General features: G+C 55.7%; 6 protein-coding genes. 4 read left to right on the forward strand and 2 right to left on the reverse strand.

All coding sequences use genetic code 11. The annotated features are described in order from the left end of the window. Positions 1–92: 92 nt before the first annotated feature. The gene (locus HU754_RS08225; protein WP_186622663.1) at positions 93–5393 is read right to left on the reverse strand and encodes an SET domain-containing protein-lysine N-methyltransferase; all 5301 of its coding nucleotides are present in this window, start codon (positions 5391–5393) and stop codon (positions 93–95) included. A 303-nt stretch (positions 5394–5696) separates the two neighbouring features. Here HU754_RS08225 and HU754_RS08230 point away from each other — a divergent pair, with 303 nt between their 5' ends. Genes HU754_RS08230 through HU754_RS29585 form a run of 3 tightly spaced genes read left to right on the forward strand, consistent with a single transcriptional unit; the run spans position 5697 to position 13343 of the window. Further along, positions 5697–6941 (forward strand): glycosyltransferase family 4 protein, encoded by a 1245-nt coding sequence (locus HU754_RS08230; RefSeq protein WP_186622665.1) that lies wholly within the window; start codon positions 5697–5699, stop codon positions 6939–6941. A gap of 1 nt (position 6942) precedes the next feature. Further along, a complete protein-coding gene (locus tag HU754_RS08235; RefSeq protein ID WP_186622667.1) occupies positions 6943–7797 on the forward strand; it encodes a hypothetical protein in 855 nt (284 codons plus the stop codon). Positions 7798–7799: 2 nt separating this feature from the next. Continuing rightward, positions 7800–13343 (forward strand): calcium-binding protein, encoded by a 5544-nt coding sequence (locus tag HU754_RS29585; RefSeq protein ID WP_186622670.1) that lies wholly within the window; start codon positions 7800–7802, stop codon positions 13341–13343. A 68-nt stretch (positions 13344–13411) separates the two neighbouring features. On the opposite strand, the gene dspII is transcribed toward HU754_RS29585, so the two are convergent. Then, entirely contained in the window at positions 13412–14524 is a 1113-nt protein-coding gene (gene dspII, locus HU754_RS08245) for an enoyl-CoA hydratase/isomerase DspII (RefSeq protein ID WP_186622672.1), read from the reverse strand. A 132-nt stretch (positions 14525–14656) separates the two neighbouring features. On the opposite strand from dspII, the gene ung reads away from it, so the two are divergent. After that, entirely contained in the window at positions 14657–15349 is a 693-nt protein-coding gene (gene ung / locus HU754_RS08250) for a uracil-DNA glycosylase (RefSeq protein ID WP_026000577.1), read from the forward strand. Positions 15350–15394 lie beyond the last annotated feature (45 nt).

The following is a 15394-nucleotide window of genomic DNA, read 5'->3' on the forward strand; positions in this document are numbered from 1 at the left end:
TTGTGCCCGGGAATATCGTCAGGATTAAGGCGCCACTGTACAGCACACCCACGGATCAATGGCCGTCGGCGCTTTGACGCCTCAACGGGCAGTCAGCGACCAGGGTCCTGTTTAACCGCTATATCAGGTACGGGCTGATAGAGCAGGCCGTAATCCATCAGTAATTCATCACCCTTGCTGATGTCCTCTAGCGCCACGTAGAACGTCAGGTTTTTTCCCGCGGCAATGGAAATGACGTTGTTAGACTTCCATGCCGGCTCATTGCCCAGTTGCGAGGTATTGATCAGGCTCAGGGTATTGCCCGTGTGCAGCCCACTCACCGAGCGATTGCCCGAGCGTGTGCCGAACAAGTAAGTCAGCACTGCCCGTGAACCTTGTTTGCGTATCTCCTGAAACAACGACGCATCTGATTCATGAAACTTGCCTGCGTACGGTCCTAGCACTTCAAATTTGGCAATATCGCGTCGTGCCCACACTGACGCGCCGCGATTGGGTCCACCGTCATCCAGAGCCGTGAACACTTCCAGAGTTTGATCAAACCGCGATTGATGCTGTCCTTCGGTACGCAACCAGTCTTTGATCGATTCCTTGATCTGGCTTGAAACGTTTTTTTTGCTTGCGTTATCGAGACCGTCAAGCAGGCCATTCCAGTGGGCGATACGGATGTCATCTATCGGCCCCTCTAATGCATCGGTCAAACTGAGCCTGGGGTTCTTTGGGTCCTGCAGGATTGGCAATGTGTTGTCGACCTGATGAGGCAATGACGAGGACGTTCCGGTTTCAACCTTGATTGCGACAGGCAGGATGTCCGAGGAGGGACCGGGAGCCTGTTCTGAGTTTTGTGGTGTGTCGGCAGACTTCTTCGGCTGGGTCGGGTCGACAGATTCCTGTGCTGGCCGCTTTTGTCCCGAACTTGTCTCGATTTGTTGAGGCGCGGGAGACAATGTGGTGTTTCTCCCTGCATGTTCGAGACGCCGCACAGCAGTATCTTTTAAGAGTCCATTAGCTCTGACAAGTCGTCGCCAAGAGTTGGGGCTTAATCCGTGCTGGCGTACGAATTCTTCTACTGTGACTGTGTTGCCCGACTTCTCGAAGAGCATTTTCCACTGGCTTAGATGCTCATCTCTAATCGAGTTGTAAGCAACGCCTGCCGCCCTGTTCAACATCGCTTCACCGGCAGGTGCCAGGCTTCCATTTTGCCGGACAATACTTTTAAACAAACCCGGATGAAGGTGATGAAGACCGGCAAATCCCTCCATGGTCATTGCATCACGCAACGGTTGTGTCATGGCTTGCCAATCACGAATATGCGCCACGGTCACCTGATTGACGGGTGTGCCGGCGGGGCGTTCACGCACGATCATGCCCGCGGCGCTCAACTGTCCGTCAGGCTCCACGTAGTACGCAAAGGTTTTGCCGGATAGACCTTTCTGGCGGGAAAAACCCTCGCGGGTGAGCGACAGCCGTTCTGCTCGCGGTAATGCTTCCCAAGCCAACAAGTGCTCAGCAGTAATTAACTCACTACGCCGGCTTGGCAAATGAGCCGGCAGGCTCGCACTTGCATCAGGTTTTTGGGGCGCGGAGGCGAGTAGAGCGACGTCGTGCCCAGCTGGATAGAGACGCTGCGCAGTGGCATCTCGTAAAGATCCATTAGCTCTTACTTGCGCATGCCAAGAGGTTGGGCTAAATCCGTGTTGACTGACGAACTCCGCTGCCGTGACCAAATTATCCGGTTGCCCGAATTGCCGGCTCCACTCGCGTAGATGATCATCGGTAATCGCGTTATAGGCGGTGCCCGTTGCCCTGTTCAATAGCGCTATACCGGCAGGCCCCAAGCTGCCATTGCGCCGCACAAAACTTTTGAACGTCCCCGGATGAAGGTGGTGATGACCGGCAAATCCCACCATGGTCATTGCGTCACGCGCTATTTGCGTCATGTTTTGCCAATGATCGATATGCGTTTGGGTCACCTTGTTGAAGGGGGTATTGGCGGGGCGGTTGCGCACAATGGCGCCCGTAGCACTCAGTTGGCCGTCAGGTTGCACGTAGTATTCAAAGGTTGTCTGGGACAGGTTATGTTGCCGGGCAAAGTCTGCACGACTCGTGTTCCCCTGTCTGTTACGCGACACCGCCTCCCAATTCAGTAGATGCTCGGCAGTGATCTTCTCCTCCAGTCCCCCCGGAACCCGCGCCGGCAGACGGGCTGGCGTGGCAGCGACAGGCACGGCGGACGTTTGCCGAGCTTGATCAAGACGCTGCACAGTCTCATCTTTCAGGGTGCCATCAACTTTAACGTGATGTCTCCAAGAGTTCGGGCTGAGCCCGTGTTCACGTATGAACTCTTGCGGTGTGACCGAGTTGTCCGGTTTCTCGAACAACCCTTTCCACGTGCGTAAATGGTCATCGGTAATCGCGTTGTAAGAGCTGCCGGCCGTCCTGTTCAGCAGCGTTTCACCAGCGGGCCCGAGCCCGTCGGCTCGCACATAAGTTTTGAACGAGATCGGATTAAGGTGGTGGTGGCCGGCAAATCCTTCCATGGTCATTGCGTCACGCGCCGGCTGTGTCATGGTTTGCCAATCACGGACATGTACATGAGTCACCTTGTTGAAAGGGGTGTTGGCGGGTCGGTTACGCATGAGCAAGCCGGCAGCGCTCAATTGCCCCTCGGGTTCTACGTAGTACGCAAAGGTTTTGGCCGACACTCCGTTCTGTCGCGCAAAGCCCCGAATGGTCAGCCTCTTCTGTTCCGCTTGCGGCAACGCCTCCCAGGCCCGCAAGTGATCCGCCGTGATCTGCCCCCCACCAAACAATCCCAGTCGTTGCCACTGATCACCCTGGAGATGCTGGACCAGCAGACTGGTTTGCCGGTTGTCGTGATACACCCGCGCACGCACGACGCCGTCTTCCGTGCGAGTGACTTGCCTGACCTCGTACACCGCCGTGGTACCGCTGCCATCGGTATGGCGTATGTGGGAGAGGTGTCCGTCGGCGGCAACATACACCCCTTGGCTGTTGCGAGAGAGCCCGGCGATTCTGGAATCGGGCACACTGTAGCGGCTGAACAGGGTATGGCTCAGTTCGTCCCACCCATCGATGTGTGCAGCGAGCACTTCTCCGGCGACCGCCTGGGTGGCGACAGCGAATTCCTCGAGCGGGCTGCCGTAAGGTCGCATCGTGTCGGCATCAAATGAATACCATTGACCGCTCTTCAGCACGGCCGCCCCCTCCACAGTCTGGCCAGTTACTTTTACGGTGCCCGTTGCCGCCGCGTCATACTGTTTGCTGAGCGCTTTCAAGACATCGTAACTGTCGGCGGTCCCCCTGAGCCGGTTGACGGCTTTGGCGCCTCTGGATAGCAGATAAAGGCCACCGGTGCCCACGAGTCTGGCCAGATCACTCAAGCCACCCACCGGGTTGAGCACATCAATGGTGGCGACACCGATGACATGGGCGGTCTTCAATGCCTTGGCGCCGGTGGACAGAGCAGTCCTGCCGATTCTGATCAGTTTCCCTGCCGTGGCGACGCCCGCCGTGAGAAAACCGAATACATCCACGGTGAGATCAAACACCGCCTCGCCGTAGTTGCCCTTCTGGAAATTGACAATGGCGGATCTGAAGGGGATCAAGTTCAACAAAAACTCACCCAGCGGTTTGGGCCGGTAATATTCGTCCATGGGGGTTTGCCCGCGTGCGAGCTCTTTGATTGCGAGGTCATCCAGATCCAGATGTTGCACAAAGGCGTCGGCAATCGCACGGGACCGCGCGCTGCTGAAACTGCTCACCAGTGATTCGCTTAAAGCGAGCTCGCGACCCAGTTCATTTGCCGCTTCACGGGGGACAAGCTCTTTGGTCGTGAAGTATTTGTTGGCCTCCCTTGATTCCTGTTGCTTTGCCTTGTGCAGCGCCGTCCGTTCAATCGTGTCTTTATTGATGTTGATTTCATACGCCTGGAACGTGCCGCTCAGCTCCGTCCTGATGAGCAGCCCGGGCTCGTTGGGGCAAGGGGTATGATTGAAAAATCCATCCGAGACAAATGAACCTTGTTGGAAAAAGCTGACTTTTCCAAACCCGAAGTTCTTTTTGTCTTCTAGTGGGAGCAGGGAGATCATGTGCCTGATCGTTGTATTGACGGCGGCCTTTTTATCCAGAATTGAGCGGGCGAACTGCCGGTCGAAGGCTTCCCGCACACCGAACGTCGGGTTGTTATTCAATGCCTCGAGTGGGAGGCGGGTATCACTTGATGCAAGTGGACGCGGATTCGGCAAGTCCATCATTGCGTAATCCAGAAGCGAATGGATGCCACTGAAACCCGTCTGTCCACTCTCGCCACGATACGTATCCGTGTGGAGAGCCTTGACTTCGAAAAGCGTGCCCAAATCGCTAAACCGCTCTATCAGCAGGGCCAGGGCAATTTCTTTTCGTGTCGGTAATGCTTTGTCCAGAATCCTGGCGGCAGCAAGCCGCTCTTCAAGCTCTTGGTTAAATGTCGCTCTTATCGTTTCGAGTTGTCCGTCGGTGTAGGCGTCATCGTTTCTTTTCAGGATGATTTCGTTGGTGACAGCCCAATCGCGTAATACGGCTGTCTGAATGCGTTGAGTCGATGCCGGGTCAGCCCGGCGAGCACTTTCAGCCTTGCTCATGACTTGGGCAAACGTCAGTCCGGGGACTTTGCCAGGTGTTTGTGCCTCGATGGCCATTGCCGCCATGGTCAGGTTGGCCCAGGCCAGACTGCCAACTTTCACATTTCGGGGAATGTCTGCAATCAGAAACTGCGGTGCCGACCTGCCTAGCAAAAGGTAGGCGCCGGTTTTCGCCAGGGCAGCGCTGGTTCTGCCTTCACGGCTTAAGTGTTCGGCGAGGTCATCGATGACTGCAGATGCATGCCGGCCGCAATGTCGATTGCTGGCCAGATCGAAGCCAGCTGTCTTGTTGCGAAGGGGGGCGGTGATCGACTCAGGATCCATCTGCAGTGCGATCCCCGCCAGCAGGTAATCCATAACGCTGCTATCGCTGTCGATGCCTTGCATTCTCTGTTGCAGCGTTTTGCCCATCAGTTGCCCTTGCGGGGAGCGGAGCAGCGCGTCGAGCATCTTTGCAGGGTCGTCTGTCACGTTCTCGGGAATAGGGTGGTCATAACGCAAGAACTCCAGCACACCGCCCTTGATCTGCATCACCAGCGGCTGGTCGCCCAAATGGTGTGCATGGCTCATGGTGATCAGACGCAAGCGGCGTTGTTCGTCCGCACTCAGGGGAATGGGCCAGGACAACGCCCCACCCAAGTTAGCCAGGGGAGTAGCCGGGGAGTCGATGTCATCAGGTCCAGGCGTGGATTGATCGTCAGGGGAGAGCCGTTGAGTCTGCGAAGGTGTGAGTACGAGGGTGTTGCCCGTCATGAGACTGTCCATAGTCAAAGAGTCATCCTTGGGAGCGCGCAGGTTGGCGCTTCCAGCGTTCACGAGTGTAAGAACACTCCGTGAATAAACGCCATAAACCAAGTATGAGTCTTTGCGTACAGGTCAAATGAGCCCTGCGCCGCTTTTTATGCCCGTCGAAAAAGTCGCCCCGTTAGCCATCTCCTAGGGCATTCCCAGACACTTCCTACAGTTTCATTTCCTTGCATTTGTTAGCGTCTGTTCGTGCCGATCAAGGTGAGCAAAACTCAGTTCAACAGCGGCGAATAAAAGGACGATGCCGCTATGAAGCTTCTTGTGATTCACCAAAACTTTCCGGGCCAGTTCCGTCATGTGGTGCTGGCGGCGATTGACAGGCGTTATGAGGTTTTGGCGATAGGTCGGGATACGGCGCCGGGTATCGCTGGGGTGAAAATATATCGATACCGCGCTGCCAGCCGAGCACCGGGCGGTATTCACCCCTACCTGACCCGTTACGAACAAGCGGTGACTGATGGACAGAAGGTTTCTGAAATTCTGAGCCGGCTGAAACATTCGGGTTATCGGCCGGACGTGATTCTCGCTCATCCCGGATGGGGGGAAACGCTGTTCGTCAAGGATGTCTATCCTGACGCGCCGCTTATTCACTATTGCGAATATTACTATCGGGCGCAGGGCGCAGATTCCGGGTTCGACCCTGAATTCCCGCGAGCCACAACAGAGTCATCAAGGCTGCGAGTGCTCAATTCGCTGCATCTTTTGAATCTTGAGCAATGTGACATTGCCATTGCGCCCACGCGGTGGCAGCGCAGTCTGTTTCCTGCAGCTTATCAGTCGGCCATTCGGGTTATTCACGAGGGCGTCATTCAAAGTTCCTGTTTGGCGAAAGTTGGGGCCGTCAGGTTGCCCAATGGCGTCGAACTGAGAGCCGGGCAGCCGATCGTTACTTATGTCGCGAGGAATCTTGAGCCTTATCGCGGGTTTCACAGTTTTATGCGAGCGATCCCGCATATCCAGGCTGAGTGTCCCGGTGCGCAGATAATCATAGTGGGCGGTGATGACGTCAGTTATGGGGGTAAGCCGGTTGGCTATGCAAATTGGCGCAGCAGGATGGAGGCAGAGGTAAGTTTCGATCATTCCACCGTTCATTTCACAGGGAAGCTTCCTTACCAGACTTACCGGGCAGTTCTGGACTGTTCAAAGGTTCATGTTTATTTGACGTATCCGTTTGTTATGTCGTGGTCGTTACTGGAGGCGATGGCGGCTGGGTGTGTGGTAGTAGCGTCGGATACGGCTCCGGTAAGGGAGGTGATCGTCGATGGTCACAATGGAATGCTGGTGGATTTCTTCGATCATCACGGTATCGCCAAACGTATTGCCAAGGTTCTTGATTCCGTTGATGAGTACGACTGCCTTCGTAGCGCTGCGAAGTTGACGGCGAGCAGATTTGATGTGGCGTACGGCACGAAACACTACTTTGACGTATTTGAAAGCGCGATGTTCGGGCATCTCAAGAAACAGCCTGCTCGTCAGTTTGACAGGGAGATTTGAAATGCTCCGTATGTCGCGTAAGCCATGGGTTAAATGGTTTAAGAAGTTGTTGAAATACGGCTTGTTTATTTATGCCTGTTATTGCGTGGTGGATTTTTATATCCGTGAAGAACAAGTCGCCGAGGCGATGGCAATCTATTACGCGGATCAGGAGGCCTGTCAAAAGAAGCTGGCGAGCATGAAGCAGGTGCCCATACTGGGCGGCAGCTATGTGGATAAGACTCTGGTGCCGGAGTTTTATGTGGGCATGCCTGAACTGGCGAATAAGAAAGCGTGTCTGGCCAATACGCTCAAGGGGCATTTCTGGTGGACCGGGACGGAGATACGGTCGTACCACGATCAGAGTGTAAAGCCGATTCCTGAAAGTTGGCGTCTTTATAAACTGAACGCTGGGCTTTATACAAAAAAAGAAAGCACTGAACCCCATGAACGGGGCTATCGACACGTCAACTGGCCGGATGAGTTGATTGTAAAGCTAAAAAATTATCCGGGACTGGAGCTTTGGCTTAATGCACCTCCGCCGCATTTCAAGAATGAGGGGGTCGTTAGAACGTTTGTCATTACTGGCTGGTCGCGGCGTGATGGAACCCCTCGATTAATAAATTGTGACGGCTTGATACGTCCGTCTTCCGAGGAAGAACTGACTGGCAAGAAACTGGCAAAGTTCAGCAGAACTGAATTGGAAAACCTGGATTTTGGAAAGTTGAGTTTTTTTTGCACAGTGGAGCTGCATAGCTTTGATTTTTCCGGGGGGCACGGTCGCGTAAGTCTCCGACTTTCCTCATTACGCGAAGCACCTGGGATGCTCAAGTTTCTCAGTGATTATATTTCACACGCTGTTATTACAAGGAAGTAACGATGAGTTATGTATTTAGCGATATGGAAAAAACAGAAATCTTTAATGCGGCCAATATTTGCGAAGGGATGAGGCTGCGCTCAGAAGAGCTTCAATACGAAGCGCTGGAGTTGGCTGGGGCTGGCTGCGCTCCGCTGTATCAAAAGCTGTTTGATATTATCGATGGAAGAGTTTCTGAAATTTTAGCTGTTGATGAAGAGACTGCAAAAGTTCTGAAAAGCGCCAGGCTCTGGCTTGCCGTGGCCATTGATGCCAACGGGGGAAACGGTGCCTACTCCGCCCTGATTCGCGGCTACACCTCGCGCCAAGGCGAATTGAGACTGAATAAAATCTTCAGTGAAGACCTGATGCAACTGTCATCCAATCAGGTCGCCGTCAATTTCATCAATACCCTGATCGACGGATCCCTCGCTGATCGATTGGCACCCTGGACGGTTCCATCCATCAGCCAGATCGCAGAAATCGATGCGAGCGCAATTGGCGAGGCTCTGTTTAGTAAGGTTTGCGGGGAGGACGATACAGCCGTGAAACGCAATGCCGGTTGGTCGGGGACAGTCGGATTCAGCCTGTTGGGTGGAGCGCCGCCTTATGAAACCTGGAGATTGATCTCTGCGGGTGATGCGCAAGGGGAAGATGGCGGCCCGCCGACTCAAACAAAAGCCAACAGGCTCGATGACTATAAAAATATTCTGTTCGCCATCGATTCCTACAGTGTCGGCCTGCGAGCGGCGATCAGCAATTTCGGCGTCAATCCATTGCAAAGTCTGCTTTCCGTCGTGCCAGAGCAAATCAATATCGCGCTCGCCAGTGGCAGCCTCAATCCGCTGATTCAGCATGTCGTTAAAGGCACGCCAGTTTCCGCCGTGGTCGACCTGATATTGCGCTATGGCCAGAATGAATTCCTCGACATGTTCAAGCGCACCTACGACGGCGATTCAGCAGCGCCATCTACCACCGATGCAACCTTCGCCACCAACGCTTACGCATTCTTCTCGGCATTTTCACCGGAGCAGTCCCAAAGCATCGTCACCCGGTCAATAGGTGAATACGGAAACGCCAATTCATGGGCAAAACTGGCTGGCGAGTCGACACCCATCGGCCTGGCGTTGCGCAATTCCCTGAAGCAACTCAGTGAAATCGTCATCGAACGCGATGACGGTTACCCCGCACGCGGACTGGAACTCTACGATCCGCTGACCGGCGAAGGTTTCATCACCGCGCAATGGCTTGCCGATCGTGCGCAGATGTTGGCCCGGTTGATTGCCCGAACCCAGGGCTCGTTTGGAGAACACTCGCTGCAGAAGTTTTCCTACTCCGATCTCGCCTCAGCCAAACAGGCGCCGATGACCACCGGTGTGTTGAATCCGCTGGTCATGTTCGGCGATGACGGTGCGCGGTCTTTCGCGGGCGGTGCGAACACTGATCATCTGTATGGCGGCGCGGGCAATGACACGATCAACGGACTGGCAGGTCACGATGTCATCGAGGGTGGACGCGGCAACGACTTGCTTGGCGGAGGCGACGGCAATGATGCGCTGTACGGAATGGCCGGTGATGATGTTCTGGTCGGAGGAAAGGGTAACGACTCTTTGAACGGTGGCGAAGGCAACGACCGCTATGAGTTTTCCAGCGGTGATGGCATTGATGAGATCTTCGACGCCAACGCCAATGGGCAGCTGTGGATCAACGGTTCGCCGATTCCTTCACTCAAACGCCGAGCCCCTTTGAGCAATATCTGGTCGACCGAGGATCAGGCCATCACCCTGACCCTCATCGAAGAACTCACTGAACCCACCCTCAACATCAAATATGGCCTGAACGACCTCGTCGTTATCAAGAACTTCCGCCCCGGGATGCTTGGCATCCGACTTCCTGAACACCAAGACCCTACGTTCTCTGCTCCCGATCTGGTTCTCCAGGGCGACTGGAAAGCGAAAGATATCGACCCCAATGTTCCCGGTGATCAGTTCTCATACGATGAGTTGGGCAACGCCTTGCTATTGCCCAACGTAAAACAGAGAAACAAGGCCGATGTGCTCTACGGCTCTGCAAAAGACGACATCATTCTCGGACTTGGTGGATCAGACCGATTGTTCGGCAAGGACGGAAACGATCAGTTGTTTGGGGATAAACAGACGACGCTCGAAAAAGCCATGGCCGCTGGCGACTCTAAAGGGAAAGCCGCTCGAGGCGATTGGCTTGATGGCGGGGCAGGTCACGATTTGCTCATCGGTACGGCATCCCAGGACGTGCTTCTGGGCGGTAACGATCGGGATACGCTGATTGGAGGTGCGGGAGATGACGTTTTATCAGGGGATGAAACGACGGGCGCGCTGGAGCAGAAATGGGGATTCAAACGCGTCGACGTTCTTATAGACGGTGGTGTCACCAGTCACCGAACTGTCTTTTCAAAGGCCTCCTTTAATAGTTCGACGCAGGGCGATAACGATGTTCTCTACGGCCAGGGCGGTCGCGATGTTCTCAATGGCGGATGGGGCGAGGATCTGCTTGATGGCGGAACTGAAGATGATCTTCTTGGAGGGGATGGGGGGGATGACACGCTGGCCGGAGGAAGCGGTAACGACACGATAATGGGAGACAACCTCGATTGGGGCGGGGGACTGCAAAGCAAACACCATGGCAACGATGTATTGGACGGTGGCAGTGGCGATGATCGGCTCGCTGGTAACGGTGGAAACGACGCGATTTATGGTGGTCCAGGCAATGACACGCTCAAGGGCGATGACGATGTACTGAACGGTGTTGCCGGTGACGCCGCCCACTTTTTTGGAAGTGACCTGCTCGACGGTGGTGCGGGAGACGACACACTCTGGGGCGGTGGGGCGGATGATCTGCTGTTCGGAGGTGAGGGTAACGACGCGCTGGCCGGGGATTATGCCGAGCATCCAATTCGGTACCACGGCAATGATTTACTTGATGGTGGAGCGGGCGATGACACACTTCAGGGAATGGGGGGCTCCGACACCCTGATCGGTGGAGCAGGAGCTGACGCGCTGGATGGTGATGTGTCCAACCTGCAGTCAGGTGGAATCAACAATGATTACCTTCAAGGCGATGAAGGAAACGATACCCTTCTGGGAGGCTTGGGCGCCGACACGCTTTATGGCGGCGCAGATGATGACATTTTATCCGGCGACTACGCGCAGACAGCCGAAGCCGAACATGGCGCAGATTATCTGGACGGTGGTTCAGGCAACGATACCTTGCTGGGCGGTGGTGGCAACGACACGTTATTGGGCGGGGAGGGTGTAGACCACCTTCGTGGGGATTCCGGCAATAACGTTTTTGATGGCGGGGCCGGTAACGACGTGATGGAGGGCCATGACGGCGCTGATGTTTACTATTTCGGGGTGGGTGATGGTCTTGACGTTATCACCGATTCCGGTGGCTGTAATGTCATCAAGTTCGGTGCCGGGTTCTCTGCGGAAAGTTTGAAAGCCGACATTATTGATGTTTCCGTAGGCCGGGTATTGCGGCTGGCCAATGGCGCGGGCGACGCGATACTCATCAGGAGTCACGAGCAGTGGAAGGATTCCACATTCAGTTTCAGCGATGGCGTTGTACTTGGTTATGAGGATGTCCTGCGCAAAACATTGCCGCCGATAAAGGTGCTCGAGTCACCTGTACCGGAAGTTGTAACCGCCTCAGGAATCCAGCAAAGCAAAGTTGAAGATCCGGTTCAGCCAGACGATGTAACCACCGCGGCGCAACGTCCTGTGGCATCTGATCACCCCGTTGACTGGACTGAAAAATTCCTCGCGCAAATCAAATCCAGGCGCTCCGCCCGCAAACACGCCACAGGTTTCACCTTGAGTGATCAAGGCGTCTGGGTTCGCAGTCATATCACGACTAGCGACACCGGTTACATCACTCACACCGAGCTGAGCGATGACGGCGTCGAAGCGGGAACACTGTCTGAAACGCCGCCATGGATGAAGGTTGATGCCGGGCATGCCGTGGTCAGTGAAAGGCAGTCGAAAACCACAACCCGTGTCGAACATAAACAGGTGAAAGCCGATGGGACGATAGCCTCTTCACGTCAGGCGCCTCGCTATTATCGATCCGGCTCGGCCAACGGCTTTTCATTCAATACGGGAGATGTATTGGTTGAAGACCGTAAGGAATCCGGCGCGCTTGAGGGCTGGTACATCTATCCGGCAGCAAGCTTCGGTTCGGGGGAAACGGTGCCCAAGGCGTTTCGCTGGGATGTCACAACTGAAACGATCAAACGCAAAATCGTCCCAGGCGACGATGCCGGCGGGCGAGTCAACGTCGAAGTGGAAAACGTTTTCCACGGCGGCGCGGGAGACGATCTGATTGTCGCTTATGCAGGCTCCCCACTTGACTACGGCACTGTCGGCGACAGAACACCGGGCGCGTTTCTATCCGCAGGTGCAGGTGACGATACCTTGCTGGGCTCCGAGGGCGCCGACTATCTGGTCAGCGGGGCAGGGGATGATTGGCTTTACGGTGAAGACGGTGCCGATACCTACATCGTGCAAGCGCACGCCGGAGCAACTACCACGATTGCGGATGTGCCGAACCCTGTTTTCCACCGAGCAGAAGTTGGCGCAGTGGGGTGGAAAGACGAGTACGGGTTGATCGATCAGGACACGGTCGTCCTTCCAGCAGATGCGCAGTGCGATGCACTGCAATTGAGCTGGGGTGCTGCGCTGATAGAAACCACACATGTCGAGCTGGAACCCAACCCAGGTCGCGGGGCACACCGCAATCCGCCAAGAGCGAAAATGCTCCATCCGACACTCGATATCAATTGGGGTGGGATACAGAAAGTTCGCATCGTCTTGCCCCTCAATGGTGAACTTGAGGGGGCCGGGATTGAGCTCTTGAATTTCGCCGATGGGTCGGTCGTGAGTTTGAAACAACTCTTGGAGTCAAGTCAGCTGGGCCCTGCGCCCGAGACTTTTCATACGGGTGTAACCGTTCACAATTCAACGCGTTTTACGTCTCTGCGAGACGGACGGGCGCTGCCGTTAGTCGGTGGTCGAGGCAACGACACGATAAGCGGCGCGGGGGAAATTCGAGGCATGGAAGGGGATGACGTGCTCACGGGCAGCCCCGGTGATGATCTGCTGTTGGGTGGGCCGGGCAATGACACGCTAACCGGCGGCGCCGGAAATGATATCTACCGATACGATGGCCTCGGCAGGGACGTGATCATCAATCGCGGAGACGGCCTTGACGGGATCGACTTTTCCGAACGCAGGCTGACGATCGACAACTTGAAGTTTCACCGTGAGCGCGATGATCTGGTGATCGTGGTGGATTACGGCATGGCACCGAAAATCCGGGTTTCCAATCATTTTGCCGCAGGCGAAAGCGCTATCGGCTTCATAAGAGTCAGCGAAGGAACAGCGACTCAAGACTACAGCGCGATGCAGATTGCTGAACGTCTGCATCCTCTTCCGCCATTGAGGGATGTCGAAGACATTTTGATAAAGGGCGACGAAGAAGCGCAGCGGGCGATGACGGAGATCATTCAGTTTTACGAGCTGAATGTCTGAGTCTTATGGCGACCGATTGAGCCAGCTCGCGATGGGAATCCAGTTGTCATCGCGAGCATCGCGTCAGTTCAATACTGCGTCAGATCCGCCAACGGATGTCGGCCCTCCCAAACCTTGTGAAAGTGCGCCTCGACCACCGCATCCGGCACGCTGCTGACGTCCGGCCAATGCCAGTGCGGCTTCTGATCCTTGTCGATCAACCGCGCGCGAACCCCTTCGCTGAATTCCGGATGCCGGCAGCAATTGAGACTCAGGGTGTATTCCATCTGAAAGACTTCGGCCAGCGACATATGGCGGGCGCGGATGATCTGTTCCCAGACCAGATGCGCGGTCAGTGGCGAGCCTTCGCTCATGGTTTTCGCTGCCCGCGCGATCAACGGATCGCTGCTGTCGCGTTGCAGGCTGATGGCTTTCCAGGCGCAGGTCACGTCGCTGACGTCGAGCAGTTCGTCGATCTGCTGACGACGTGGCAACCACTGTGCCTCGGGCATCTGCGCCACGGCTTCCTGCTGCAGGGCCTTGAGCAGACTGTTGAGTTGCATGTCGGTCTGTTCCTGCCAATTCAGTTGCAGCAGGCCTTCGATCAGTTGCGGCTGTTGTTCGTCAAGCAGGAAGCGATCAGCCAGATCCAGATCGATCGCATCACGACTGTTCATGTGCGCACCGGTCAGGCCCAGAAACAAACCGAGTTTGCCCGGCAGCCGCGCGAGAAACCAACTGGCGCCGACGTCCGGATACAGACCAATGGTGATTTCCGGCATGGCCAAACGGCTGCTCGGTGTGACGATCCGCGTACTCGCGCCTTGCAACAGGCCCATGCCGCCGCCGAGCACATAGCCATGGCCCCAACAGATCAACGGTTTCGGATAGGTGTGCAGGCTGTAATCCAGGCGATATTCCGCGCTGAAAAACTGCGCAGCCAGCGGCGGGACTTCGCCGGGATGGGCGCGACAGGCCTCGACCAGGCTGCGCACCTCGCCGCCGGCGCAGAAGGCCTTGGCGCCGTTACCGCGCAGCAGGACGCAGACGATTTGTGGATCCTTGGCCCAGGCGTTTAGCTTGTCGCTGAGGGCGTTGATCATTGGCAGGGACAGCGCATTCAGCGATTTTTCAGCATCCAGGCTGGCGATACCGATGCGGGCGCCGTCGGTGCCGGTGAGTTCTTCGACGTGCAGATTCATCGTGACCTCGATCGGGAATTTGAACGATCAGTATGATCGTTGTGTGGGAAAGTGCCGGATCTGCATCAGATCAATTGACAAGCGTGGTCGGCTTTCCTAGGGTTCGCCCCATTGTTTTTGCCGGGTATGACCATGACTGCTGACGACCGTATCAAACTCGAACCGAGCTGGAAGGAGGCACTGCGTGCTGAGTTCGACCAGCCTTACATGGCAGAGTTGCGCCAGTTTCTGCAGCAGGAGCGGGCGGCCGGCAAGGAAATCTATCCGCCGGGACCGATGATTTTCAACGCGCTGAACTCGACGCCGCTGGATAAAGTGAAGGTGGTGATCCTCGGCCAGGACCCGTATCACGGCCCGGGCCAGGCCCACGGCTTGTGCTTCTCGGTGCAACCGGGCGTGCCGGCGCCGCCGTCGCTGGTCAACATCTATAAAGAGTTGAAGCGCGACCTGAACATCGATATTCCCAATCACGGCTACCTGCAGAGCTGGGCCGATCAGGGCGTGTTGATGATCAACACCACCATGACCGTCGAGCGCGCCAACGCCAATGCGCATAAAGACAAGGGCTGGCAGTTTTTCACCGACCGGATCATTGAACTTGTCAGCGAGCGCCAGCCGCATCTGGTGTTCATGCTCTGGGGCGCGCACGCGCAGAGCAAGCAGAAGCTGATCGATGCGACCAAGCATCTGGTGCTGACGTCGGTGCATCCGTCACCGTTGTCGGCATATCGCGGGTTCTTGGGTTGTGGACACTTCAGCCGGACCAACAAGTTTCTCGAGCAGAATGGCGAGACACCGATCGAGTGGCGTTTGCCGTCGATCTAAAAAGCATCGCGAGCAGGCTCACTCCTACAGTTGAAATGCGCTCCC

The organism is Pseudomonas zeae, assembly GCF_014268485.2.
Taxonomy (GTDB): Bacteria; Pseudomonadota; Gammaproteobacteria; order Pseudomonadales; family Pseudomonadaceae; genus Aquipseudomonas; species Aquipseudomonas neuropathica.